At 71.5% G+C, this 23,309-nt stretch carries 19 protein-coding genes and 1 pseudogene; 4 read left to right on the top strand and 16 right to left on the bottom strand.

The window, feature by feature from the left end; translation table 11 throughout:
- Window positions 1–58 precede the first annotated feature (58 nt).
- Window positions 59–1,405 (top strand): vWA domain-containing protein, encoded by a 1,347-nt coding sequence (locus ACQEV8_RS15250; RefSeq protein ID WP_432960440.1) that lies wholly within the window; start codon window positions 59–61, stop codon window positions 1,403–1,405.
- Between the two features lie 32 nt (window positions 1,406–1,437).
- Window positions 1,438–3,059, top strand: a pseudogene (locus ACQEV8_RS15245) (FHA domain-containing protein).
- A 20-nt stretch (window positions 3,060–3,079) separates the two neighbouring features.
- Here ACQEV8_RS15245 and ACQEV8_RS15240 read toward each other — a convergent pair.
- Complete coding sequence (locus ACQEV8_RS15240; protein WP_432960438.1) at window positions 3,080–4,072, bottom strand: methyltransferase domain-containing protein; 993 nt, start codon at window positions 4,070–4,072, stop codon at window positions 3,080–3,082.
- A gap of 77 nt (window positions 4,073–4,149) precedes the next feature.
- Between ACQEV8_RS15240 and ACQEV8_RS15235 the strand changes: the two genes are divergently transcribed.
- Window positions 4,150–4,563, top strand: a complete 414-nt coding sequence (locus ACQEV8_RS15235; RefSeq protein WP_184592781.1) for a globin — start codon at window positions 4,150–4,152, stop codon at window positions 4,561–4,563.
- A gap of 24 nt (window positions 4,564–4,587) precedes the next feature.
- On the opposite strand, the gene ACQEV8_RS15230 is transcribed toward ACQEV8_RS15235, so the two are convergent.
- The 11 genes from ACQEV8_RS15230 to ACQEV8_RS15180 all read right to left on the bottom strand — a co-directional run bounded on the left by ACQEV8_RS15230 (window position 4,588) and on the right by ACQEV8_RS15180 (window position 16,600).
- Window positions 4,588–5,256 carry a hypothetical protein gene (locus ACQEV8_RS15230; RefSeq protein WP_432960435.1) on the bottom strand — a complete coding sequence of 223 codons (669 nt, stop codon included), beginning with the start codon at window positions 5,254–5,256 and terminating at the stop codon, window positions 4,588–4,590.
- Window positions 5,253–5,666: an acyl-CoA thioesterase gene (locus ACQEV8_RS15225; protein ID WP_328338823.1), complete on the bottom strand. Its 414-nt coding sequence runs from the start codon at window positions 5,664–5,666 to the stop codon at window positions 5,253–5,255. The genes ACQEV8_RS15230 and ACQEV8_RS15225 overlap by 4 nt, the downstream gene beginning before the upstream one ends.
- Before the next feature lie 6 nt (window positions 5,667–5,672).
- Window positions 5,673–7,337 carry an energy-dependent translational throttle protein EttA gene (ettA, locus tag ACQEV8_RS15220; protein ID WP_432960433.1) on the bottom strand — a complete coding sequence of 555 codons (1,665 nt, stop codon included), beginning with the start codon at window positions 7,335–7,337 and terminating at the stop codon, window positions 5,673–5,675.
- An 822-nt stretch (window positions 7,338–8,159) separates the two neighbouring features.
- Complete coding sequence (locus ACQEV8_RS15215) at window positions 8,160–8,381, bottom strand: hypothetical protein (protein WP_391097590.1); 222 nt, start codon at window positions 8,379–8,381, stop codon at window positions 8,160–8,162.
- Window positions 8,382–8,474: 93 nt separating this feature from the next.
- Window positions 8,475–9,446: an N-acetylglucosamine kinase gene (locus tag ACQEV8_RS15210; RefSeq protein ID WP_432960429.1), complete on the bottom strand. Its 972-nt coding sequence runs from the start codon at window positions 9,444–9,446 to the stop codon at window positions 8,475–8,477.
- Window positions 9,437–10,702, bottom strand: coding sequence for a 6-phospho-beta-glucosidase (locus ACQEV8_RS15205; RefSeq protein WP_432960426.1), 1,266 nt, complete (start codon window positions 10,700–10,702; stop codon window positions 9,437–9,439). Before ACQEV8_RS15205 ends, ACQEV8_RS15210 begins: the two co-directional genes overlap by 10 nt.
- 88 nt (window positions 10,703–10,790) lie before the next feature.
- On the bottom strand, window positions 10,791–11,684 hold the full coding sequence (locus ACQEV8_RS15200; protein ID WP_432960424.1) for a carbohydrate ABC transporter permease: 894 nt from the start codon (window positions 11,682–11,684) through the stop codon (window positions 10,791–10,793).
- A complete protein-coding gene (locus ACQEV8_RS15195; protein WP_432960422.1) occupies window positions 11,681–12,625 on the bottom strand; it encodes a carbohydrate ABC transporter permease in 945 nt (314 codons plus the stop codon). The genes ACQEV8_RS15200 and ACQEV8_RS15195 overlap by 4 nt, the downstream gene beginning before the upstream one ends.
- A gap of 3 nt (window positions 12,626–12,628) precedes the next feature.
- Entirely contained in the window at window positions 12,629–13,966 is a 1,338-nt protein-coding gene (locus tag ACQEV8_RS15190) for an ABC transporter substrate-binding protein (RefSeq protein ID WP_432960419.1), read from the bottom strand.
- A gap of 67 nt (window positions 13,967–14,033) precedes the next feature.
- Entirely contained in the window at window positions 14,034–15,245 is a 1,212-nt protein-coding gene (locus tag ACQEV8_RS15185; RefSeq protein WP_432960416.1) for an ROK family transcriptional regulator, read from the bottom strand.
- A 251-nt stretch (window positions 15,246–15,496) separates the two neighbouring features.
- Window positions 15,497–16,600 carry a mechanosensitive ion channel family protein gene (locus tag ACQEV8_RS15180; RefSeq protein ID WP_432972712.1) on the bottom strand — a complete coding sequence of 368 codons (1,104 nt, stop codon included), beginning with the start codon at window positions 16,598–16,600 and terminating at the stop codon, window positions 15,497–15,499.
- A gap of 328 nt (window positions 16,601–16,928) precedes the next feature.
- Here ACQEV8_RS15180 and ACQEV8_RS15175 point away from each other — a divergent pair, with 328 nt between their 5' ends.
- Window positions 16,929–17,465 (top strand): HNH endonuclease, encoded by a 537-nt coding sequence (locus ACQEV8_RS15175; RefSeq protein WP_215121353.1) that lies wholly within the window; start codon window positions 16,929–16,931, stop codon window positions 17,463–17,465.
- A gap of 95 nt (window positions 17,466–17,560) precedes the next feature.
- Here the strand turns inward: ACQEV8_RS15175 and ACQEV8_RS15170 are convergent, their stop codons facing one another.
- The 4 genes from ACQEV8_RS15170 to ACQEV8_RS15155 all read right to left on the bottom strand — a co-directional run bounded on the left by ACQEV8_RS15170 (window position 17,561) and on the right by ACQEV8_RS15155 (window position 23,214).
- Window positions 17,561–18,916 (bottom strand): FtsX-like permease family protein, encoded by a 1,356-nt coding sequence (locus ACQEV8_RS15170; RefSeq protein WP_432972709.1) that lies wholly within the window; start codon window positions 18,914–18,916, stop codon window positions 17,561–17,563.
- Window positions 18,917–18,993: 77 nt separating this feature from the next.
- The gene (locus tag ACQEV8_RS15165) at window positions 18,994–19,680 is read right to left on the bottom strand and encodes an ABC transporter ATP-binding protein (protein WP_432960412.1); all 687 of its coding nucleotides are present in this window, start codon (window positions 19,678–19,680) and stop codon (window positions 18,994–18,996) included.
- Window positions 19,677–20,210 (bottom strand): PadR family transcriptional regulator, encoded by a 534-nt coding sequence (locus ACQEV8_RS15160; protein WP_432960409.1) that lies wholly within the window; start codon window positions 20,208–20,210, stop codon window positions 19,677–19,679. The genes ACQEV8_RS15165 and ACQEV8_RS15160 overlap by 4 nt, the downstream gene beginning before the upstream one ends.
- A gap of 103 nt (window positions 20,211–20,313) precedes the next feature.
- A complete protein-coding gene (locus tag ACQEV8_RS15155; protein WP_432960407.1) occupies window positions 20,314–23,214 on the bottom strand; it encodes a beta-N-acetylglucosaminidase domain-containing protein in 2,901 nt (966 codons plus the stop codon).
- Window positions 23,215–23,309: the final 95 nt, after the last annotated feature.

Below are 23,309 nucleotides of genomic sequence, written 5' to 3'. Positions count from 1 at the left end.
CCGCCTACCGTCATCACCCCGCTGAAGGTGGGGGCTTTCGAGGGGGATCGAAGCAGGCATGGCCATTTTCTCGAAGTCGAACGTGCCGCAGTTCTCGGTGGACGTGTACCAGAACGAGTACCTGCCGGAGGGCGCCGGCGAGGTCAACGCCATCGTCACGGTGACGGCGACGGGCGGCGGCACGATCGGCAGCGCGGTCGCGGCACCCCACCTCTACTCGCCCGGCGAGGGCCCGTCCGCGGCCGTGGCGGTCATGGTCGACTGCTCGGGGTCGATGGACTACCCGCCGACCAAGATGCGCAACGCGCGGGACGCCACGGCCGCCGCGATCGACACCCTGCGCGACGGCGTGCACTTCGCGGTGATCGGCGGGACGCACGTGGCCAAGGAGGTCTACCCGGGCGGCGGGCGCGTCGCGGTCGCCGACGCCACCACCCGCGAGCAGGCCAAGCAGGCACTGCGCTCGCTCAGCGCGGGCGGCGGCACGGCCATCGGCACCTGGCTGAAACTGGCCGACCGCCTGCTGTCCTCGGCGGACGTCGCCATCCGGCACGGGATCCTGCTCACCGACGGACGCAATGAGCACGAATCGCCCGAAGACCTGAAGGCCGCGCTCGACGCGTGCGCCGGGCGTTTCACCTGTGACGCGCGCGGAGTGGGCACCGACTGGGAAGTGAAAGAAGTCACAGGGATCGCGTCCGCCCTGCTCGGCACCGCCGACATCGTCGCCGATCCGGCCGGGCTCGCCGCCGACTTCACACAGATGATGGAGACGGCGATGGGCAAGGAGGTCGCGGACGTCTCCCTGCGGCTGTGGACCCCGGTCGACACCACCGTGAAATTCGTCAAGCAGGTCGCGCCGACGGTCGAGGAACTGACCGGCAGGCGCACCGAGGCGGGCCCCCGCGCGGGCGACTACCCCCTTGGTTCCTGGGGCGATGAGTCCCGTGACTACCACGTCTGTGTCGAGGTCCCGGCCGCGCACATCGGGCAGGAGATGCTCGCGGCCCGGATCTCGCTGGTCATTCCGCAGCCCGACGGCAGCGTTCAGAACCTCGGCGCGCAGGGTCTGGTGCGGGCCGTGTGGACCGACGACATGGTCGCCTCGACCTCGATCAACCCCCAGGTCGCCCACTACACCGGGCAGGCCGAACTGGCACAGGCCATCCAGCATGGACTGGACCTTCGCAAAGCGGGGGATATGGATGGAGCAACGGCCAAACTGGGCCGGGCCGTTCAGCTCGCGAGTGCCTCCGGGAACGCCGATACTGCGAAACTGCTTGCGAAGGTGGTGGACGTGGTCGATGCCGCGACCGGTACTGTGCGACTGAAGGCGAAGGTTCAGGAGGCCGACGAGATGACGCTCGAGACCCGGTCCACCAAGACCGTTCGTGTAAAGAAGTGACCTAGAAGAGATCGAAGGAGGGACGGGCCGACATGCCGACCTGCCCGAACGGACACCAGTCGGGTTCCGACGACTGGTGCGAGGTCTGCGGTCACCGCATGGCGGGTGCCGTGCCTCCGCCCCCTCCACCGCCCCCGCCCGGCGGCTACGGCTTCCCGCCCCCCGGCGGCCCGGGTGGACCCGGTGGTCCCGGTGGCCCTGGCGGCCCGCCCGGTGGTCCCGGTGGACGCCCTCCGCACCTGTCCGCCGTGCCGAACGCCGAGCCGGAGCTCTGCCCGCAGTGCCGTACGCCGCGTGAGGGCGGCGCGCCCTTCTGCGAGGAGTGCCGGTGGAACTTCCTGACGAACACGGCGACCTCGTACACCCCCGCGGCCCCGCCCCCGCAGGCGCCCGGCCCGGGCGTGCGTTTCCAGCCTCCCGGCCAGCCCGGTCCCGGCCAGCCCGGTCCCGGCCCGTCGGGTCCGTCGTACGGTGGCGGTGACTCGTACGAGTACCAGGGCTCCCGCCCGTCGCAGATGAACCGCCCGGCTGAGCCGATCCCGCCGTTCGGCAGCGACCCCTCGGGCCCTCCGCCGCCTCCCGGCGGCGGTTTCCCCGGACCGGGTGGACCCGGTGGGCCCGGCGGTTACCCCGGCCCCGGCGGCCCTCCCGGCCCCGGTGGCCCGGGCGGTCCCTCCGGCCCTGGTGCCGGTGGTCCCCCCGGCCCGCCCGGATTCGGTGCCGACCCCTCGCGGCCGGTCCCGCCCCGCCCGGACCCGGTGGACCCGGTGGTGGACCTGGCGCACCCGGTGGCCCTGGCGGCCCCGGTGGTCCGCAGGCCTTCCAGCAGTCCGGCCCGCCGGCCCCGCCCGGGTTCCCGCAGGAGACCCAGCGGCCGCCGCAGCAGGGCGGTCCGTTCGGCGGCGGTGAGGACGACTGGGTGATCTCCCCGCCGACCACGGGTCCTGAAGGTGGCCCTGGCGGTCCTGGTGGCCCCGGCGGTCCCGGCCCCGGTCAGGGCGGCTACGGCCCCGGTCAGGGCGGTCCCGGCCCCGGTCAGGGCGGCTACGGCTTCCCTCCGCCCGGCGCGACGCAGGCCCCGCCCGCTCCCGGTCAGGGCGGTGGCTACGGCTTCCCCCAGCCGGGCGCGACCCAGGCCCCTCCCGGCCCCGGTCAGGGCGGTGGCTACGGCTACCCGCAGCCCGGCGCCACCCAGGCCCCTCCCGGCCCCGGCGGCTTCCCGCAGCAGCCCCAGGCTCCGCAGGGACCGGCGACCTGGACCGCGACCATCGGCCCGGACCGCGACTACTTCATGGCGATGATGCAGCGCTCCGGCCCCGAGGCCGCGGGCCTGAACCTGCCCGCGTACTCGCCCGAGCAGCAGCGCACGCTCACCGGCAACCAGATCACGATCGGCCGCCGCCGGCACTCCACCGGCGACACCCCCGACGTCGACCTGGCGGTGCCGCCGGAGGACCCGGGCGTCTCGCACCAGCACGCGGTGCTGGTCCAGCAGCCGGACGGCAGCTGGGCGGTCGTCGACCAGAACTCGACGAACGGCACGACGGTCAACGGCTCGGACGAACCGATCCAGCCGTTCGTCCCCGTCCCGCTGCAGGACGGCGACCGCGTGCACGTCGGCGCCTGGACGACGATCACCATCCGCCGGGGCTGAGCCTTCCGGTATCTCGGGATTCAGGACGGGAGGGGCCAGGCGTACGGCCCCTCCGGGTCGTCCAGCCAGGCCCACTCGTGGTCGCCGCGGACCGTGATGCCGTAGCGCTCCCGCTGCGGCCTGCCCTCCTGTTCCCACAACGAGTGCGCCTCCTGCGGATCGAGGCTGCCGCGGGTCAGGGTCAGCAGGAAGCGGAACAGGTCGTCCTCCCTGGCCCGGCGCGGCACCCCGCCCAACTGGGCGGGTTCGCCCCAGGGCCGGCTCTCGCCGCGCAACGGCACGAAGTAGGCAGGCGTGTGCAGGAAGCGCCCCTCGGCATGTCCGGCGTCGCTCACCGTCAGCACGATCAGGCCGGTGCCGAGCGGCATGAGGATCCGGCCGCCGGGACGGCTCTGCGCGAGCCAGGCGCGCGGCACCGTGTTCAGGGCGCAGGTGGCGATGATCCGGTCGAACGGCGCCCGCTCGGGCACGCCCCGGGCGCCGTCGCCGGTGACGACGACCGGGTGGTACCCGGCCGCTGCCAGATGCCGGCGGGCCGACTCGGTGATCTCCGGGTCGAGATCGACGGTGGTGACCTTGTCGTCGCCCAGCCGGTGGGCGAGCAGCGCGGCGTTGTAGCCGGTACCGGCGCCGATCTCCAGGACGGTGTCGCCGTCCTTCACGTACAGCGCGGCCAGCATGTCCGCCATCAGGGAGGGCTGGCTGCTGGAGGAGAGCAGTTCGCCGTCACGCAGCCGCGTCGCCAGCGGGGTGTCCTCGTAGGCACCGCGCACCCACCGCTCACGCGCCCGCGGGTCGGGGCTCTCGCCCCAGCGCCGCTCGTAGCCGCCGGCGACGCCGACGTAGTAGTACGGCACGAAGAGATGGCGCGGGACCGCCGCGAACGCCTCGCGCCACACCGGGTCGGCGGCCCAGGCCCCGCTCGCGTCGATCCGTCGCACCAGCGCCGCCCGTGCGGAGGCGGCGAGCCCCTCCGGCCCGTCCGGTTCCCTGTCGGGTGCATGCCCGCCCATACCCTCACAGTAAGGGCAGCGATGCCGGGCGGTGGGCGGTCCTAGGCCTTGAGTCCTATGTCCTCGCGTCTGAGAGCATGGAGGGCGTGAATGAGATTCGGCGCGGCACGCTGCAGGAGCAGACCTTCTACGAGCAGGTCGGCGGGGAGGAGACCTTCCGTCGGCTGGTCCACCGTTTCTACGAGGGGGTCGCCGAGGACCCGCTGCTGCGGCCCATGTATCCCGAGGAGGACCTCGGCCCGGCCGAGGAGCGCCTGGTCCTGTTCCTCATCCAGTACTGGGGCGGCCCTACGACGTACAGCGACAACCGCGGCCATCCCCGCCTGCGGATGCGGCACGCGCCCTTCACGGTCGACCGTGCGGCGCACGACGCCTGGCTGAAGCACATGCGGGTCGCCGTCGACGAACTCGGGCTGTCCGAGGAGCACGAGCACACGCTGTGGAACTACCTGACGTACGCGGCGGCCTCGATGGTGAACGCGCCGGGCTGACCGGCAGACGGGACGGGGGCGGGTTCAGCGGACGCTGACGTCCAGCGCCCCGAGCCCGGCACGTCGTACGGCAACGGATCCGTACGGCGTGCGCAGCCGGAGCCACGCGCCCGAGGAGAACAGCCCCAGCGGCACCCCCGGGCGGAGGAAGCCGAGCGACTGCGCGGCGTGCACGACCCGCACGGGGAGGCCGGTGTCGCCGACCGTGCGGGACCAGATGTCCCGCCCGATCCGGTCCAGCTCGGCCCGGGTGCGCCCCTCGGGCGGCAACTCCTGCGTACGGGACCGGAACTCGGCGACCACGGCGGCGACCAGGGACCGCAGGGCGTCCGGCGCCGGCAGCCCCGGCTCGGGCCGCCAGCCGCCACGCGGCGGCAGCACGCCCGCCCACGGAGGCCCGGTCACCGCGCCGGGAACGGCGGCCGTGGCGGCCGTCTCGTCCACCGACTCCAGCAGCTCACCGGCGGACACGGTCACGTCGAGCGTGTCGTCCAGCCCGTTCTCGTACGGCTTCGCCAGCCGCACCGCGCGCACGGCCAGCACCTCGAAGGACGGCGGCCGTCCGAAGACGGCCAGTGCGGTGCCCGCTGCCTGCAGGCGCACCGCTGCTCCACGGTCGTAGTGGAGCAGCCGGGAGAGGAAGGCCGCGAGATCCGCCGCCTCCCCCTCGTCGACGAGGTGCAGGACCGTCATGCGGCGACGGCCTCCTCCTCGGCGTCGTCCGTGTACTCCTGGAGGAACTCCCGTTCCTCCGCGGTGATCCGGCGCGGACGCTGGGCCTCGAAGTCGAACGGCACGACCACCGTCGAGGCCCGGACGTAGACCACGTCGTCGTCCTTCACCTCGTAGGTGATGGTGAAGGACGCCGCCCTGATCTGGGTGATCCACAGCTCGATGTCCACCGGGTGGTGCCGGTGGACGAGCTGTCGCTTGTAGTCGATCTCATGGCGTGCCACCACGGACCCCTGCTGGAAATCCTTCTCCGGCCGGAAGAGGAAGTCGATGCGGGCTTCCTCCAGGTAGCGCACGAAGACCGCGTTGTTGACATGGCCGTACGCGTCCATGTCCGACCAACGCAGCGGGCAGCGGTAGATGTGCCGCAAGATCGATCAGCCCCGGGTCAGCTTCTTGTAGGTGGCGCGGTGCGGACGGGTGGCGTCCGGGCCCAGCCGCTCGATCTTGTGCTTCTCGTACGACTCGAAGTTGCCCTCGAACCAGAACCACTTGGACTCGCCCTCGTAGGCGAGGATGTGCGTGGCGACCCGGTCCAGGAACCACCGGTCGTGGGAGACGACCACGGCGCAGCCGGGGAACTCGAGCAGCGCGTTCTCCAGGCTGCTCAGGGTCTCGACGTCCAGGTCGTTGGTCGGCTCGTCGAGGAGCAGCAGGTTGCCGCCCTGCTTGAGGGTGAGCGCGAGGTTCAGACGGTTGCGCTCACCGCCGGAGAGCACCCCGGCCGGCTTCTGCTGGTCCGGGCCCTTGAAGCCGAAGGCGGAGACGTAGGCACGGCTGGGCATCTCGACCTGGCCGACATTGATGTAGTCGAGCTCGTCGGAGACCACGGCCCACAGGGTCTTCTTCGGGTCGATGTTCTCGCGGCTCTGGTCGACGTACGAGATCTTGACGGTGTCGCCGACCTTGATGGAACCGGAGTCCGGCTCCTCCAGGCCCTGGATCATCTTGAACAGGGTCGTCTTACCGGCGCCGTTCGGGCCGATGATGCCGACGATGCCGTTGCGCGGGAGCGTGAAGCTGAGGTCGTCGATGAGGAGCTTCTCGCCGAAGCCCTTGCTGAGGTTGTTGATCTCGACGACGACACTGCCCAGACGCGGGCCCGGCGGGATCTGGATCTCCTCGAAGTCCAGCTTCCGCATCTTCTCGGCCTCGGCGGCCATCTCCTCGTAGCGGGCCAGACGCGCCTTGGACTTGACCTGACGGCCCTTGGCGTTGGAGCGCACCCACTCCAGCTCTTCCTTCAGACGCTTCTGCCGCTTGGCGTCCTTCTGGCCCTCGACCTTGAGGCGCGCGGCCTTGGTCTCCAGGTACTTCGAGTAGTTGCCCTCGTAGGGGTAGAGGCGGCCGCGGTCGATCTCGCAGATCCACTGGGCGACGTTGTCGAGGAAGTACCGGTCGTGAGTGACCGCGACGACGGTGCCCGGGTACTTGGCCAGGTGCTGCTCCAGCCAGTTCACCGACTCGGCGTCGAGGTGGTTGGTGGGCTCGTCGAGCAGCAGCAGGTCGGGCTGCTCCAGCAGCAGCTTGCACAGCGCGACGCGGCGGCGCTCACCACCGGACAGGTTGGTGACGGGCCAGTCGCCGGGCGGGCAGCCCAGCGCGTCCATGGCCTGCTCCAGCTGCGCCTCGAGGTCCCAGGCGTTGGCGTGGTCGAGCTCCTCCTGGAGCTTGCCCATCTCGTCCATGAGGGCGTCGGTGTAGTCGGTCGCCATCTGCTCGGCGATCTCGTTGAACCGGTCGAGCTTGCCCTTGACCTCGGCGACACCCTCCTGGACGTTCTCCAGGACGGTCTTGTCCTCGGTCAGCGGCGGCTCCTGCAGCAGGATGCCGACGGTGTAACCGGGGGTGAGGAAGGCGTCACCGTTGGACGGCTGTTCCAGACCGGCCATGATCTTCAGGATCGTCGACTTGCCGGCGCCGTTCGGGCCGACGACGCCGATCTTCGCTCCCGGGTAGAAGCTCGTCGTCACGTCGTCGAGGATCACCTTGTCGCCGTGCGCTTTGCGCGCCTTGCGCATGGTGTAAATGAACTCAGCCAAGAGAAACCGTCCGGCAGCTTGAAACTGGCAGTGGGCAGATACACCCCATCTTGCCGCAACGCCACGTCTGGGTGGTAACTCGTTTGGGCGGGAGCGGCTGACCTGGGGGTTTCGTGGCTGCCGATCGCAGGGCGACTGTCGCTGTCGGTGGCCCTTGCTCTCCGAGGTGTCTTACCTGAGGTCGATCATCCGTACGGGTTGGCCGGTGGCACGGGCGATGGTCTCGAGGTCCCGGGCGTGGTGCAGCAGCGTGAGCCCGGCCTCTTCGGCGGCGGCCAGGAGGAGACCGACCGGGCCCGCGCTGCGCCACCTGCCCGACGTGCCGTGGCATGGACGACGACGGCGCCAACCTGAACCTCCCCTGTGCGGAGCGGGACCGGCTGCATGAGGAGTATCGGCAGGCGTCCCGTGCCGCCGGTCGGGGAGGAGACCGGTGAGCAGGATCAAGAGCGCGGTGGAGCGGAGGCTGCCGCTCGCCGAGCCGGAGCCCGTGAGCGGCCGTGCGGAGTGCCGGCGGTTCGGCAGTCAGCGGGAGGCTGCCAGGGCAGCAAGAGACATGTCTCGTGTCTTGGGGGCGGCTGCTACCCCTGGCGGGTGACCGATGCAGGCCCGAGGTCCTGACCTGGGGCTACGAACGGCTCGTCCTCTCCGAAGTCCGGGGCCTGGAAGGGGTTCCTGGCCGGCGGGGGCGATGCTGTGGCAGGGCAGCTGGGCGGTCCGTCCGGGGCGGAGAACGGCGAGGTCAGGTCGATGAGAGGTCTCCCTTTGAATCCAAGCCCCCCGTTGGGACCTGGCGTGCGGTGAGCGGGTGCTGCGGTCGTACTACAGCTTGGTCATCTTCGCGTACGGGCTCAGGATCCGCTGCTCCACCGAGCCGCCGAAATTCACCAGCGCCGCGATTCCGTCCTCGATGCCGATCACCCGGCCGAGGCCGTAGATGTCGTGGGTGACCTGGTCGCCGACGGCGAAGTGCTTGGGAGCCGGCACGACCGGGGGCTTGAAGGGGCTGGTGGGCAGGTGGCGCTTCGCGGAAGGCTTTGTCATTGCCTCAGTATGCGCCCGCACGTACCCCAGTCACAGCGGCTGTCCACGAACACTGTTCGAACGCCCGCTCACCGAGCCCCCGTTTCACACCTCTCACGCACCGAAATGCGCCCGCAACCGCCCCTGCGCGCCCTCCCTCGCCCTCACCCTGTCCAGCCCGAGCAGGGCCGCGCCGAGGACGGGGCTCGCCGTGACCGTCTGCGGCATCGCCTTCGGGGCCCGGTCGGACAGGAGGTCCTGGATCCGGCCGTTCAGCTGGGGGTGCTCGGCCGCCAGGACGCCGCCGCCCAGGAGGACCGGGGTCGGTTCGTTCAGCAGGTCGAGGCGGGTGAGGGCCACCACGGCCATGGAGACCACCTCCTCGGCCTGGCGGTCGACGATCGTGCGGGCGATCGGGTCTCCGGTCGCCGCCGTCGCGAAGAGAACCGGTGTCAGTTCGTGGCGGCGGGATTCGGCGATCCGCTTCAGGTGCAGCGCCTCGATCAGGGTGTGCATGGATGCCAGGCCGAAGTGGGCTGGGAGGGTCCGGGACAGGGTGGTGGCAGGGCCCCGGCCGTCCTCCGCGCGTGACGCGTGCCACATCGCCTCCTCCGAGAGGCCCCAGCCACCGCCCCAGTCGCCCGAGACCCTGCCGAGGGCCGGGAAGCGGGCCGTGCGGCCGTCGGGGCGCATGCCCACACAGTTGATGCCCGCGCCGCAGACGACCGCGACACCCCGGGGTTCCGTCACCCCCGCGCGCAGGATCGCGAACGTGTCGTTGCGGACCGTCACCGTCGTGCCCCAGGCGCGTGCGTGCAGCGCCGTCTCCAACTGGTCCTCCTCGACCGGGAAGTCGGCATTGGCCAGGCACGCCGAGACGTGGGTGACGGAGGTGAGGCCCGCGGTGGCGAGGGCCCGGGTGATCACGTCGGCGAGCATGTCCATTGCCATGTCCAGGCCGACCGACGGCGGGCGGAAGCCGCCCCCACGCGCCCTGGCCAGGACTTCTCCGTCCGCCGTCACGATCGCCACGTCCGTCTTGCTGTTGCCGGCGTCGATGGCGAGGACGGTCGCGGTCAGGCCCACGCGAGGTGCTCCCGGTTGTGTGCGATCAATCGGTCCGTGAGCGTCTCGGCGTACTCGTGCTGGGCGATGAGGGGGTGGGAGAGGAGCGCCCTGGAGACGCGCGACCGGCCGCCGTGCAGGGCCGCCTCCAGGGCCAGGTGCTCGTACGCCGTCACGTTCGCCATCAAACCCGCGTAGAGGGGATCCACGGGGGCGACGGGGAGGGGGGACGCGCCCTTCGTGCCCACCGCCGCCTGTACCTCGATCACCGCGTCGTCGGGGAGGAAGGGGAGCGTGCCCCGGTTGTACGTGTTCACCACCTGGTACGGGCTGCCGGCACCGCCCAGCAGGGCCGCCGCCAGGTCCACCGCCGCCTCCGAGTAGTACGCGCCGCCGCGCTTCGCCAGCAGTTCCGGCTTCTCGTCCAGCGCGGGGTCCGCGTACATCGTCAGCAGTTCCCGTTCCATCGCCGCCACTTCGGCCGCTCTCGACGGCTTCGTCCGCAGTTCTCGTACGACCTCGTCGTGCGCGTAGTAGTAGCGCAGGTAGTACGACGGGACCACGCCCAGATCACTCAACAGCGCGCGCGGCAGGCGCAGGTCGCTCGCGATCCTCTCGCCGTGGTCCGCCAGCAGCTTCGGCAGGACGTCCTCGGCCTCCGGGCCGCCCAGGCGGACTCCCGTTTCCCAGGTGAGGTGGTTGAGGCCCACGTGGTCCAGGTGGACCTCCGGGGCGGACACGTCGAGCAGCGCCGCGAACTTGCGCTGCAGGCCGATCGCCACGTTGCACAGGCCTACCGCCTTGTGGCCCGCCTCCAGCAGGGCGCGGGTCACGATGCCGACCGGGTTGGTGAAGTCGATGATCCAGGCGTCGGGGTTGGTGCGGCGTACGCGGTCCGCGATGTCGAGAACGACCGGGACCGTGCGCAGGGCCTTCGCCAGGCCGCCGGCGCCCGTTGTCTCCTGGCCCACGCAGCCGCAGTCGAGGGGCCAGGTCTCGTCCTGTTCACGGGCCGCCTGGCCGCCCACGCGGAGCTGGAGGAGGACCGCGTCCGCGCCGTCGACCGCGCGGTCGAGCTCGGTCGTGGTGGTGATGCGGCCGGGGTGGCCCTGGCGGGCGAAGATGCGGCGGGACAGGCCGCCTACCAGGGCCAGGCGGTCCTCGGCCGGGTCCATCAGGACCAGTGCCTCGATGGGCAGGGTGTCCCTCAGGCGGGCGAAGCCGTCCACGAGTTCGGGGGTGTAGGTCGAGCCTCCGCCGACCACGGTGAGTTTCACTGAGGGGTACCTTGCTTCCATGTGACCGGGACGACGACCATCGGCCGGGGGTTGGGGGGTTGCCCCCGGGGAGATGCTGCATGTGCGTCTAACCCTTTACTCCGGTGAGCGTGACACCCTCTACGAACGCCTTCTGGGCGAAGAAGAACACGAGGATCACGGGGGCCATGACCAGAACGGTGGCGGCCATGGTGAGGTTCCAGTCGGTGTGGTGGGCGCCCTTGAACGACTCCAGGCCGTAGGAGAGCGTCCAGGCGCCCGGGTTCTCCGAGGCGTAGATCTGGGGTCCGAAGTAGTCGTTCCACGCGTAGAAGAACTGGAAGAGCGCCACTGCGGCGATGCCCGGTCTGGCCATCGGGAGGACGACCTTGAGCAGGGTGCGCAGGTCGCCGCAGCCGTCGACCCTCGCCGCGTCCAGGTACTCGTCGGGGATCGTGGTGAGGAACTGGCGCAGCAGGAAGATCGAGAACGCGTCGCCGAACGCCATGGGGATGATCAGCGGCCAGAGCGTGCCGGACAGGTCCAGCTGCTTCGCCCAGAACAGGTACATCGGGATGATGATGACCTGCGGCGGCAGCATCATCATCGAGATGACCAGCATCAGGGCCAGGTTGCGGCCCCGGAAGCGGAACTTGGCCAGGGCGTAGGCCACCGGGATCGAGGAGATCACCGTGAGGGCCGTGCCCAGGAACGCGTAGACCAGGGTGTTCTTCCACCACGTCAGGAAGCCGGGGGTGTCGAAGACCTTGGCGTAGTTGCCCCACTCCCAGGTGTGCGGGATCAGGTCGCGGCTGAGGGCCTGGGTGTCGCTCATGAGCGAGGTGAGGAAGACGAAGACGAAGGGGAGGGTGAAGAAGAGGGCCGTGGCGACGCCCAGGGAGTGGATCGCGATCCACTCCAGCAACGCCCGTCGGTGGGCCGTGCGTTCCGCGGGGGAAGGCGGTGCCTTCAGCTCCAGGGGTCTGTCGAGCAGTTGCGTCATCGGTCACCTGCGTTGATCAGGCCGCCCTTGCGGCGCATCAGGAGTGCGGTGAAGGCCATGGAGAGGGCGAAGAGGACCAGGGCCACCACACAGGCGGAGCCGTAGTCGAAGCGCTGGAAGCCCAGGTTGTAGACGAGTTGGGGGAGGGTGAGCGTGGACTTGTCCGGGTAGCCGGGCTCGAAAAGCGTGCCCGCGCCCTGGATCACGCCCGAGGCGACCTTTCCGGCGATCAGCGGCTGTGTGTAGTACTGCATCGTCTGGATCACGCCGGTGACGACCGCGAACATGACGATCGGCGAGATGTTCGGAAGCGTGACGTAGCGGAAGCGCTGCCAGGGCGTCGCGCCGTCCAGTTCGGCCGCCTCGTACTGCTCCTTCGGTACGTCGAGCAGTGCCGCCATGAAGATGACCATGAGGTCGCCGATGCCCCACAGGGCCAGCAGGGTGAGGGCCGGCTTCGACCAGGTGGGGTCGTTGAACCAGCCGGGGGTGGGGAGTCCGATGCTGCCCAGGAGGGAGTTGACGGGGCCCGTGCCGGGGTTGAGGAGGAAGGCGAAGGCCATCGTCGCCGCCACCGGTGGGGCGAGGTACGGCAGGTAGAAGAGGGTGCGGAAGACGCCCGTCCCGGTCTTGATCTTGGTGATCAGCAGGCCCACGCCGAGGCCGAAGGCGACCCGGAGCGTGACCATGATGGCGACCAGCCACAGGGTGTTGCGCAGGGCGGGCCAGAACATGGGGTAGTGCGCGAAGACGTACGTCCAGTTCTTCGTGCCCGTCCAGGACGGCGGCTTGAAGCCGTCGTAGTGCATGAAGGAGAAGTAGACGGTGGAGAGCAGGGGGTAGGCGAAGAAGACCGTGAAGCCGATCAGCCAGGGGGAGAGGAAGGCGAGGGTGCGGAGCGTCGAGCGGCGGTGTTTCGCGCGCAAGGTGTAGGTGCTCATGGGCTACTTCGCCTGCGCGATGTCCGTGTCGATCTGCGCGGCCGCCTTCTTCAGGCCCGCCTTGAGATCGGTCGCCTTGCCGCTTTCGTAGGCGTAGCCGAACTCCTGCACCGTGGTGAGGTAGACGCCGCCGTTGACGGATGCGGGGGCGGTGGTGGAGTTCGGGTTGGCGGCGATCTCCAGGAACGTCTTGAAGCGCGGGTCGTACTTCAGCTTCGGGGACTTCAGGGCTGCCAGGGTCGACGGGACGTTGTGGATGGCGTTGGAGAAGTTCACCACCGCGTCCGTGTTCGTGGTCATGTACTTCACCAGCTCCCAGGCCGCGTTCTGCTTCTTGCTGGTCGCCGCGATACCGGCGATGGTGCCGGTGATGTAGCCCTTGCCGTACTGGTCGGCCTGGTCGTCGGGGACGGGCAGCGGGGCCACGCCGATGTCGAACTTCGGCTTGGTGTCCAGGGCCATGCCCAGCCGCCACTCGCCGTCGAGCTGCATGGCGACCTGGCCGGTGTGGAAGGGGTGCTTGGGGCCCCACTCGTCGCCGAGCTCGGAGCGGTAGGTCTCCAGCTTGCGGAAGCCGCCGAGTTCGTCGACCAGCTTCTTCTGGACCGTGAACGCGGCCTCGAAAGCCGGGTCCTTGCCGACGTTCGACTTGCCGTCCTTGTCGAAGTACGTGGGGGAGAACTGGCCGAGGTAGTGCTCGGTGGTGCTCTCCCAGCCGTGGTAGTTCGGCATGAAACCGAGCTGCTTGTAGCTGTCGCCCTGGGCGATCGTCAGCTTCTTCGCGACCCGCTCGAACTCGGACCAGGTCTTCGGCGGGCTGGTGATGCCGGCCTTCTCGAACGCCGTCTTGTTGTAGTAGAGGCCGTACGCGTCGCCGAGAAGGGGGACCGCGCAGCGGTTCCCGTCGAACTGGGTGTACTCGTTCATCGCCTTCGGGAAGGTCTTCTCCGGGTCGACGCCGGACTTCTCGAAGAACGGGTTCAGGTCCACCAGGGCGCCGGAGGAACAGAACCTTCCGACGCTGTTCGTGGTGAAGGACGAGATCACGTCCGGTGCCTTGGCGCCGCCGGTGCGCAGGGCCTGGTTCATCTTGTCGTCGGTCATGTTGCCGACGACATCGACGTGGATGTTGGGGTGCGTCTTCTCGAAGCCGGCGACCAGGGACTGGACGGCCTTGACCTCGCCCGGCGCGCTCCAGGCGTGCCAGAAGTTGATGGTCGTGTCCTTCGAGGCGTCGTCGCTCGCGGCGGCGTCCGACTGGCCGGTGCACGCGGTGGTGAGGAGGGCGAGGGAGGCGGAGGCGGCGAGCGCGATGGCTGTTTTTCTGGATATTCCGGGCATGGCGAAGCTCCCTGAGGTACGGGGGAAGGGGGAGGAAGGAGAAGGGAACGCAGGGAGGGGGGTGGGGTCAGCGGGAGGTGTCGAAGACCTCGTCGCGCGTCGACGCGAGCGCGCTCTCCAGTGCGCCGCGCAGCACGGGATGTTCACGGACGTCGCCCACGACCAGGCGGGGGCGTGACGCGGCCAGTTCTTCCAGCTCGGCCTGGACGAGGGCGCGCAGGGTCTCGCCGCCCGAGGTCAGCGACGCGCCGCTCAGCACGACGAGCTCGGGGTCGAGGACCGAGACGAGGGAGGCCAGACCGGTGGCCAGCCGGGTCGCGTAGGTCTGGAGGAGACGGCGGTGAGGATCGTCGTCGGCCTCCGCCGCCCGGGCCACCAGTTCCGCCGCGGTCTCGGCGTACGGCCCTTGCGGGATGTCCTCGATGCCGAGTTCGCGGGCCAGCCTGGGGACGGCCTGGGAGCCGGCCAGTTCCTGGTAGCCGCCGCTGTTGGCCTTGGTGACCTGGCGGACCAGGGGGGTACCGGGCACCGGCAGGAAGCCGACCTCGCCGGCGCCGCCGCTCCAGCCGCGGTGCAGCCGGCCGCCGAGGACCAGGGCGGCGCCCAGGCCCTCCTGGTTCCACAGCAGCACGAAGTCCGCGTGGCCCCGGGCCGCGCCGAGCCGCTGTTCGGCGAGGGCGACCAGGTTGACGTCGTTCTCGTACTCGAACGGCATCGGCAGGGCGGCGGCGAGCTCGCCCAGGAGGGTGGGGGAGTGCCAGCCGGGTAGGTGGGAGGCGTAGCGCAGTCGGCCCGTGGTGGGGTCGAAGGCGCCGGGGGTGCCGATCACGAGGCGGTGGATGTCGCCCCGGGCGAGGCCCGCCGCCTTCACCGCGCCGTCCAGGGCGTCGGTGACCTGCTGGACGACCGGGGTGCCGGTGCGCCTGCCGGGGGTGGGCAGTTCGTGCCGGCCGACGGTGCGGCCGGTGATGTCGGAGACCGCGGCGAGTATCCGCTGCGGGGTGACGTCGAGCCCGGCGGCGTATCCGGCTGCCGGGTTGACCTCGTAGAGCTGGGCGTTCGGGCCCGGCCGGCCTTCGGTGGTGCCGGTGGCCAGGACGAGGCCCGCCGCCTCCAGGCGGGCCAGGAGCTGGGAGGCGGTCGGCTTGGACAGGCCGGTGAGCTTGCCGATCCGCGTACGGGACAGCTGTCCGTGTTCCAGCAGCAGGTCGAGGGCGGCCCGGTCGTTCATGGCGCGCAGGACGCGTGGGGTGCCCGGCGTACCGGCGGTTCCTGCCATGCGTGTCCACACCTGCCCTTCGGCTGCTCAGTTTTTCAGTGATCGCGGGGAGAAGTCCATCGAGGCCCTTCGGCCACTGTCGACCACTGTGGTGGCTACTGTTAGGAAAGTTTCCTATCGATGGAGAGGAAGCTAGACCCGGCACCCCCGGGAGTCAAGAGGGCATGAAGAACAAGAGGGCACGAAGAACAAGAGGGCATGAGGAAAGGGCGGCATCCGGCCGAGCCGGACGCCGCCCTTTCGGGAGGCTGCTACTTCGTCGTACTCGTCGGCGCCGCCGGCGCGAGCGGGGACGCCGCCGCCGACTGCGGAGACGTGGCGTTCGCGTACACCGATGGGGCGGCCATCCCCGCCGTCGGGTCGGCGAGTTGCTCCTCCGCCGCGGCCGTGGCGCCGCCGACGATCCGGATGCCCGCCGCGTCGAAGGCCCGCTTGATGCGCCAGCGCAGCTCCCGCTCCACGGTCAGGGACTTGCCGGGCATCGTCTTGGCCGAGACGCGCACGACCATGGAGTCCAGCAGGACGCTGTCCAGGCCGAGGACCTCGATCGGGCCCCACAGCAGCTCGTTCCAGGGCTCCTCGGCGCCCATCTTCTCGGCGACCTCGTCGAGCGTGGCCTTGACCTTGTCCAGGTCCTCACCGGAGTGGACCGTCACGTCGACATTGGCGGTGGCCCAGCCCTGGGAGAGGTTGCCGATGCGCTTGACCTCGCCGTTGCGGACGTACCAGATCTCGCCGCCGTCGCCGCGCAGCTTGGTCACGCGCAGGCCCACCTCGATCACCTCGCCGGAGGCGACGCCCGCGTCGATGGTGTCGCCGACGCCGTACTGGTCCTCAAGGATCATGAAGACGCCGGACAGGAAGTCCGTGACGAGGTTGCGGGCGCCGAAACCGATCGCGACACCGGCGACACCGGCCGAGGCCAGCAGCGGGGCGAGATTGATCTGGAAGGTGCCCAGGACCATCAGCGCGGCCGTGCCGATGATCACGAACGACGCCACCGAACGCAGCACCGAGCCGATGGCCTGCGAGCGCTGGCGGCGGCGCTCCACGTTGACCAGCAGCCCGCCGAGCGCGCTGCCGTCCAAGGACGGGACGGTGCGGTTCATGCGGTCTATCAGCTTGGTGATCGCCCGTCGTACGACGACCCTCAACACCACCGCTATCACCACGATGAGCAGGACCCGCAGGCCGATCGCGAGCCACGTCGACCAGTTCTGCTCGATCCAGCCGGCGGCGTTCGTCGCGCTGTCGTGTGCGTCCTGCAGCGAGGGCACTCTCGGGCTCTGCGTATCCGAGGGGGTCGGCGACGGCGTAGGGTCGGCGGCCATCAGAACGGCGTCCGCGGGGGACATGGACACGGCGGGTACCTCCAGGTGCAGCGGTCTGCCCCGGTGGAGTGGTTCGGGGGTCTTCGGGGCGTCAAGGTCACGACTGGGTCACCGAAGGGGCAGAACCACCACACTAACGGGGCATTGTGTGTGTTCCCTCGGAATGTGTGAAGGAGAGACCGTGCTCACCTGGGCTTGAACAGGTCATGATCTGGGGGATGAATCAGATGTGGTCGAAAACACTCCCAGCCCGTTACCGGGACATGGTGGCGCTTCCACCAGGCCTGAGGAGAGACTGACTACGAATCGTCCCGGCGCGAGCCACGCGCCGCCGGCGTCCAAGGAGGCATCCGTGCCGCATGTCCTGGTCCTCAACGCGTCGTACGAGCCGCTAGGTGTCGTACCGCTCCGCCGCGCGCTCGTCCTCGTCCTCGAGAACAAGGCCGTATGCCTCGAGGAGTCCGGCGCCTTTCTGCACAGCGCGACCGTCACAGTCCCCGCACCCAGCGTGGTCCGGCTCAAGCGATTCGTCCGGGTTCCCTATCGGGGGCCCGTTCCACTGACCCGCCGGGCACTGTTCGCCCGCGACGGGGGCCGGTGCATGTACTGCGGTGGTGTCGCAACCAGCGTCGACCACGTCATCCCGCGCAGCCGCGGAGGCAAACACGTCTGGGACAACGTGGTGGCGTCCTGCCGCCGCTGCAACCACGTGAAGGCCGACCGGCATCTCTTCGAGATCGGCTGGCGGCTGCGCCACAAACCCGCCCCGCCCTCCGGTCTCGCCTGGCGCATCATCGGGACCGGGCACAGGGACCCGCGCTGGATGCCTTACTTGCAGCCGTACGGCGCGGAGGACGCCATGGCCCGGATCGACGGCATTCCTGCCTGACGACGATCCGGGCTTTCGTATTGCCGCGTGCGGCAGCACCGGCCGGCCCGGGGAACCCCCCGTTCCCCCGGGCCGGCCCGTCATGAGGTGCGGCCCTACACGTACCGCAGCTCCCCCGGGCGCACCGTGCGGCGCAGCAGCGGCAGTGAGGTGGCCGCGGCCAGCAGGCAGGCGGCGTAGACGGCGAGGGGCACCAGGGAGGTCGCCCAGGGCACCGGACGGCCGGCGAGCAGGGCGTACCAGGTGCCGATGGCCAGGCCGCCCAGGCCCGCGAGCAGCACCGCGGGAGCCAGTGGCAGCGCGGTCTCCAGCAGCAGCGCCCGGCCCAGCGCCGCGCGCGGCACCCCGGCAGCCGCCTGGGCGGCGAGGCCGCGCCGGCGGGTGGCCAGGGACTCGGCGGTGCCGACGGCGAGCCCGGACAGCGTGATCGCCAAGGCGACCGCGATGGCGGCGCCGGTGAGGTCGAGGCCGGTGGTGTAGTACGTCACGGACTCGCCGAGGTACTTGTCGGTGCGCACCACGTCCCCCAGCACCTGCCGGATGCCCATGAAGCCGGTGCCGACGACCGTCACCAGCAGCACCGCCGCATGCGTACGGGCGGCCGACCAGGGGTCGTCGCGCAGCCGTTCGGCGGCGATCAGCGTCGCGGCCGACCGAGCCCGGGCCGCGAGCATCCGCCCGGTCGCCTTCGCGGCCGCCCCGGAGAGCCACACAGCGCCCGCCCCGACCGCGAGGACCGCGCCCGCCGTCATCAGCGGCGGCCCGCCGTACGGCCGGTTGGGGGCGGTTGTGGGGGCGGTGGTCACGGCCAGCAGTGCCAGCACCCCGACGAGCAGGATGCCGCCCAGGAACAGCAGCCCCGGCCCCCGTCCGGAGCGCGGTCCGACCCGGCGCACCCAGCCGAGCGGCGAGGCCACCACCCGGCGCAGCGCCAGCGCGCCCGCCGCCGCTCCCAGCAGCGGTACGGCGGCGGCGACCAGGGTGATCCCCGCCCAGGCCAGGGCGGTCGGCCGGTCCCACAGGCGCAGCAGGAGCAGCACCGAGAAGACGGTGGCGACGGCCGAGCCCAGCAGACAGGCGAGCCCGGTCTCCAGCGCGGCGATCCGCCGCACCTGCCAGGGCGTCGCCCCGGCCAGCCGCAGCCCGGCCAGCCGCCGGTCGCGGTGCACCGCCCCGATCCGGGCGCACTGGCCGAGGAACCCGAGCACCGGCACGAGCAGGAGCAGCAGGCTGACGATCACGCCGGACCGTGTACCGGGCTGGTCCAGCAGGCCGGCGGCGTAGGGCACGTCGTGGTAGCCCCGCAGTGACGCCAGGGCGACGGCGGCGAGGGCGAAGCCCGTCGCGAGCGCCGCGCCGGTCGCGGTGAGGGTGACCCGCCACCACTCCCCGCGGTCGGAGCCGCGCGTGAGCTCCCAGGCGAGGCGCAGATCGGCACGCAGGGAGTGCACGGAGCGCAGGAAGTGCGGGGCGTGCGGGGCGTGCGGGGAGCGCGGCGAGTGTGAGGATCGCCTGGGTCGAGGGGAGTTCACGCCGTCACCCCCGCCGCCGCCACGCTGCCGTCCCGCAACTGCACTTCCCGGTCCGCGTACGCCGCCACCTGGGCGTCATGGGTGATCAGCAGGACCGCCGTGCCCGACTCGCGGGCCGTGTGCACCAGGGCCGTCATGACCTGCTCGCCCGCGAGGGAGTCCAGCGCGCCCGTCGGTTCGTCGGCGAAGACCACCCTCGGGCCGGTGACCAGGGCCCGGGCCAGTGCGGCCCGCTGGGCCTGGCCGCCGCTGAGCTCGCCCGGTCGCAGGTCCTGCTGACCGCGCACCCCGAACCGCTCCAGCCACTCACCGGCCAGGTCCCGTGCGCGAGCGCGGTCGGTGCCGGCCAGCAGCAGCGGCAGGGCGGCGTTGTCCAGGACCGTCAGCTCGGGGATGAGCTGCCCGAACTGGAACACCACACCGAACTCGGTGCGGCGCAGCTCGCTCAGCCGCTTCTCGGACAGGTCGTCGAAGCTCCGGCCGTCGTAGGTCACCGAGCCCTCGTCCGGGCGGACGATCCCGGCGAGGCAGTGCAGCAGCGTCGACTTCCCGCTGCCGCTCGCGCCGGTCACGGCGAGGATCTCGCCGGGGCGCAGTTCGACCGACGCGCCGCGCAGGGCGGGTGTCCTGCCGTGCGCCTTGGTGAGGCCACGGGCCGTGAGAAGAGGCACGGGTCTGCTCATACTGCGTCGACCTCCGCGGTCAGGGTGGTGAGCCGGGCCGCCGTGGTGGTCATCCAGCGGAGGTCGGCGTCGAGGTGGTTGACGGCGTAGTCCGCCGAGAGCACGGTCGCCAGGTCGGAGCCCTTGGCGGCCTTGAGCGCCGTGAGTTCGCGCATCCGCTCCATGTGGGCGGCGCGCTGGGCGCTCAGATAGCCGGCCGGGTCGCCGCCCGAGAGGATCGCGACGACGACCTTGGCGAAGATCTCGTTGGCCACGAAGGGGGCGGGCGGTGCGATCTCACCGGCCCAGCGGGACAGCTCGCGCGTCCCGTCCTCGGTCGCGCGGTACATCGTCCGCTCCGGGCCGCCGTCCGAGTCGGTGCCCTCGACCTCTGCGAGGCCGTCCCGGACGAGGCGCTGGAGGGTCGTGTACACCTGCCCGTAGGCCAACGGGCGGGCCTGCGGGAAGCGGTCGTCATGGCGTCGCTTGAGGTCGTAGCCGTGGCTCGGACCCGATGCGAGCAGGCCCAGCAGGATGTGGCGGGTGCTCATGCCGATCATTATGTACCGAGTACATGTACTGAGTGAATAGTGATCGCCGAAAGAATTGCGGGAAACGGTGCGCGAACACTGCGCGACGCACCCGCGCGGCTGCTCACTCCGTGATGGCGTACGCCTCCGCCGACCACAGCGAATACCCGAACCGCGTGGCCCGCTTCTCGCCCTGCACCCGCAGGAAACGCACGTCCCGCTCGTCCACGCGAACGCTCTCCCGGCCGCCCCGGCTGTCCCGGACCGTCGCCGCCGTGCGCCAGCGGCGGCCGTCCGCCGACACCTGGACGCGGTACGCCGAGGGGTGGGCGTCCTGCCAGCGCAGCACGACCTGCCCAAGGCGCGCCGGGCGGGGCAGCTCGACCTGCCACCAGGCGCCGTCGTCGACGGGGGACGACCAGCGCGTGTCCGGGTCGCCGTCGTTCGCCGCCGACGCCGGGAAGTCGGGCGTCTCGTCGCCCGATGAACGCGCCGTGCCGGTGCGGGCCAGGTCTGGGCCGCCGGTGGGCGGGACGGCGCGGACGGTGAGCGTGCGGGTCGCCCCCGCGAAGCCCAGCCGGATGTCGTACGACCGCATCGGCGTGCCGCGCTCCACGGTCACCTCGACGGGGACCGCCGCCCGCGTGCCGCGCTCCACGGTCAGCTCGCCCTTCGGCACCCGGACCCGCACGCCCTCGGGCGCCTCGACGGTGAGCCTGCCGCGGGCGTCGGCGGGCCGCAGCGAGCTGAGCCCGGCCGTCAGCCGCAGGGCCCGGCCGGTCTCGGCGTCCACCTCGTCACGCTCCAGCTCCAGGGAGGCGGCGGGGGAGTCCTTGAACCAGGGGACGAGGTGGCGCACCCGGGCCGGAGCGGGTCCCGCGACCCGTACGGCGTCCACGGGGGAGTCGACCCGCGCCGCGCCCGCGCCCGGACCGGCGCTCCCGTCGGCGTCCTCGCCCCGCACCCGCACCTCGGTCGCGCCCGACCCCGACAGCCGGCCGACCGGCCGCCAGCCGCGGCCGGGGACGTGTGCCTCGACCGCGCCCTCGGTGCCGGGGTCGGTGAGGACCGTCACGGCGGTCAGCGGGCGGGGCCGGGGGAAGCGCAGGGTGCGGTCGTCCGAGGGGCCGCCGGGGTTGCGGGGCGGCTCGTGGTCGATGCCCGCCCAGGACGCGTACGCCTTCTGCGCCCGCCGCAGGAAGGGGTCCAGGACGTCCGTGCCGACCTCGGCCCGCGCCGACTCCAGCCCGGCCCGCAGGGTGCCCAGCCTCCGGTATGCCGTCCAGGCCGCCGCCGTGTCCCCGGCGCGCTGCGCGTCCAGCATGTCGAGCGCGGCCGTGCCCGCCTCGCCGTAGCGGGCCAGCTGCTCCGACCAGGGGGCGACCTCGGAGGCGAGGGCGGTGTCCGAGAGCCGCCGGGGCAGCTCGCGCAGCACGGTGAAGGCCTCGCGCAGCCGCCTCGCGGCGTCGCCGCCCGGCGTACGGTCCCGCCAGTACGCCTCGGTCAGCGGGCGCAGATACGCCGACTCCTCGTCGTCCAGCACCGACGACGCGTCGTTCCCGGCGAGCGCCGCCAGGGCCTGCTCGCGGCGCCGGTCCCCGCCCGCCAGGTCGGCGATGGCGGCCCGCCAGGACTCGCCGGGGCTGTAGGAGCGCGGGTTCCAGGCGTAGTCGGCGGCGGTGAACAGCGGGATGCGGGACGCCTCCGGCTGCTGCATCGCGTTGGCGAGCAGGGCGGCGGAGCCGGTGGCGACGGCGGGCTCACGGCCCTGGTAGGGGCCGAGGAAGATACGGCCGGGGTCGTAGTCGTTGACCGGGTAGTTGTCCATCGTGACCAGCGGGTGCCCGAGCGCCTCCCGCGCGTCGGCCAGCTCCCCGCCCGTGATGGTGCGGGGCACCACCCCGACGCCCGTCCACGCCACCTCGACGCGTTTGTCCAGCTCGCTCGCCAGCGCCCGCCGGTAGTCGGTCGTGCCGTCCTCGTAGTACTCGGTCGGCATCAGGGACAGCCCGGCGGCGCCCGGGTGCCGCTCCGCCAGGTGCCGGGCCACCGCGTTCGCCACCCGGGACTGGGCCCGCGCCGCCGCCCGCGGGCCGGAGCCGAACCGGTCGGCGTCCGCGTCGCAGTGCCACTCGCTGTAGCTGACGTCCTGGAACTGGAGCTGGAAGGCCCGGAAGCCCAGCGCCCACATCGCGTCGATCTTGCGCGTCAGCGCCCGTACGTCGTCGTCCGACGCGAAACACATCGCCTGACCCGGGGCCACCGCCCAGCCGAGCTGCACATGGTTGCCGCGCGCCCGCTCGGCCAGCTCCCGGAAGTCGGCCCGCTGCTTCGCCGGATACGGCTCCCGCCAGCGGGCCTGCCGGTAGAGATCGTCGCCGGGGGCGTACAGGTAACGGTTCTGCTTGGTACGGCCCATGAAGCCGACCTGCGCCATCCGCTGCCGGTGCGTCCACGCGGTGCCGTAGAAACCCTCGGTGATGCCGCGTACGGCGGTGCCCGGCCAGTCGCGTACGACGGCCGCCGCGATCGTGCCGTCGGGACGCAGCAACTGCCGCAGCGTCTGTACCGCGTGGAACAGTCCGTCCTCGCCCGTTCCGGTGAGGGAGACGGCGCCAGGGCCGACGGTCAGTTCGTAGCCCCCGGAGGGGAGGGCGCGGCGGTCGTTCCGCCGGACGGGCTCCGTGGCCGCCCGCACGACGAGGGCGCCGGGCGCGGCCGTATCCGTGACGCGGCGGGCCCCGGCCTGCCGCAGCAGCGTGCGCAGGGCCTCGACGGCGTAGGGGTCCGCCGACGGGCCGGTGAGCAGCGCGACCTCGTCGGTGACCGTGACCGGGGCGCCGTTCGCGCGCAGCGACTGCGGGCGCGGCCAGACGGAGAGGTCCGGTCCGGCCGCGTCGGGAGCCGGCGTCGCGGCCTTGCCGGGGGCGGGCGGAGCGGCCACCGCGGCGGGCGGGGCGCCGAGGCTCCCGGCGACGACGGCGACCGCGAGGGCGACTGCCCGCTTCCCACGCCGCAGTCCCACAGGCCCCCTCCAGATGTGTCCGGCGATGCGTCCGACAGATGTGTCCGACTGATGTGTCCGACCGGGACGACGAGCCCACCACCCGCTCGGTGAAG

Source organism: Streptomyces sp. CA-179760, from assembly GCF_050937045.1.
Lineage (GTDB): Bacteria > Actinomycetota > Actinomycetes > Streptomycetales > Streptomycetaceae > Streptomyces.
The sequence above is the reverse complement of the archived record's forward strand: the minus strand, read 5'-3'. Positions and strand labels throughout refer to the sequence as shown.

Bases quoted from the DNA above. Each gene is read 5' to 3' on its own strand.
- ACQEV8_RS15250 (WP_432960440.1), top strand. From the start codon at position 59: ATGGCCATTTTCTCGAAGTCGAACGTGCCGCAGTTCTCGGTGGACGTG.
- ACQEV8_RS15240 (WP_432960438.1), bottom strand. From the start codon at position 4,072: ATGGGCGGGCATGCACCCGACAGGGAACCGGACGGGCCGGAGGGGCTC.
- ACQEV8_RS15235 (WP_184592781.1), top strand. From the start codon at position 4,150: ATGGAGGGCGTGAATGAGATTCGGCGCGGCACGCTGCAGGAGCAGACC.
- ACQEV8_RS15230 (WP_432960435.1), bottom strand. From the start codon at position 5,256: ATGACGGTCCTGCACCTCGTCGACGAGGGGGAGGCGGCGGATCTCGCG.
- ACQEV8_RS15215 (WP_391097590.1), bottom strand. From the start codon at position 8,381: ATGACAAAGCCTTCCGCGAAGCGCCACCTGCCCACCAGCCCCTTCAAG.
- ACQEV8_RS15200 (WP_432960424.1), bottom strand. From the start codon at position 11,684: ATGACGCAACTGCTCGACAGACCCCTGGAGCTGAAGGCACCGCCTTCC.
- ACQEV8_RS15195 (WP_432960422.1), bottom strand. From the start codon at position 12,625: ATGAGCACCTACACCTTGCGCGCGAAACACCGCCGCTCGACGCTCCGC.
- ACQEV8_RS15190 (WP_432960419.1), bottom strand. From the start codon at position 13,966: ATGCCCGGAATATCCAGAAAAACAGCCATCGCGCTCGCCGCCTCCGCC.
- ACQEV8_RS15185 (WP_432960416.1), bottom strand. From the start codon at position 15,245: ATGGCAGGAACCGCCGGTACGCCGGGCACCCCACGCGTCCTGCGCGCC.
- ACQEV8_RS15180 (WP_432972712.1), bottom strand. From the start codon at position 16,600: ATGTCCCCCGCGGACGCCGTTCTGATGGCCGCCGACCCTACGCCGTCG.
- ACQEV8_RS15165 (WP_432960412.1), bottom strand. From the start codon at position 19,680: ATGAGCAGACCCGTGCCTCTTCTCACGGCCCGTGGCCTCACCAAGGCG.
- ACQEV8_RS15160 (WP_432960409.1), bottom strand. From the start codon at position 20,210: ATGAGCACCCGCCACATCCTGCTGGGCCTGCTCGCATCGGGTCCGAGC.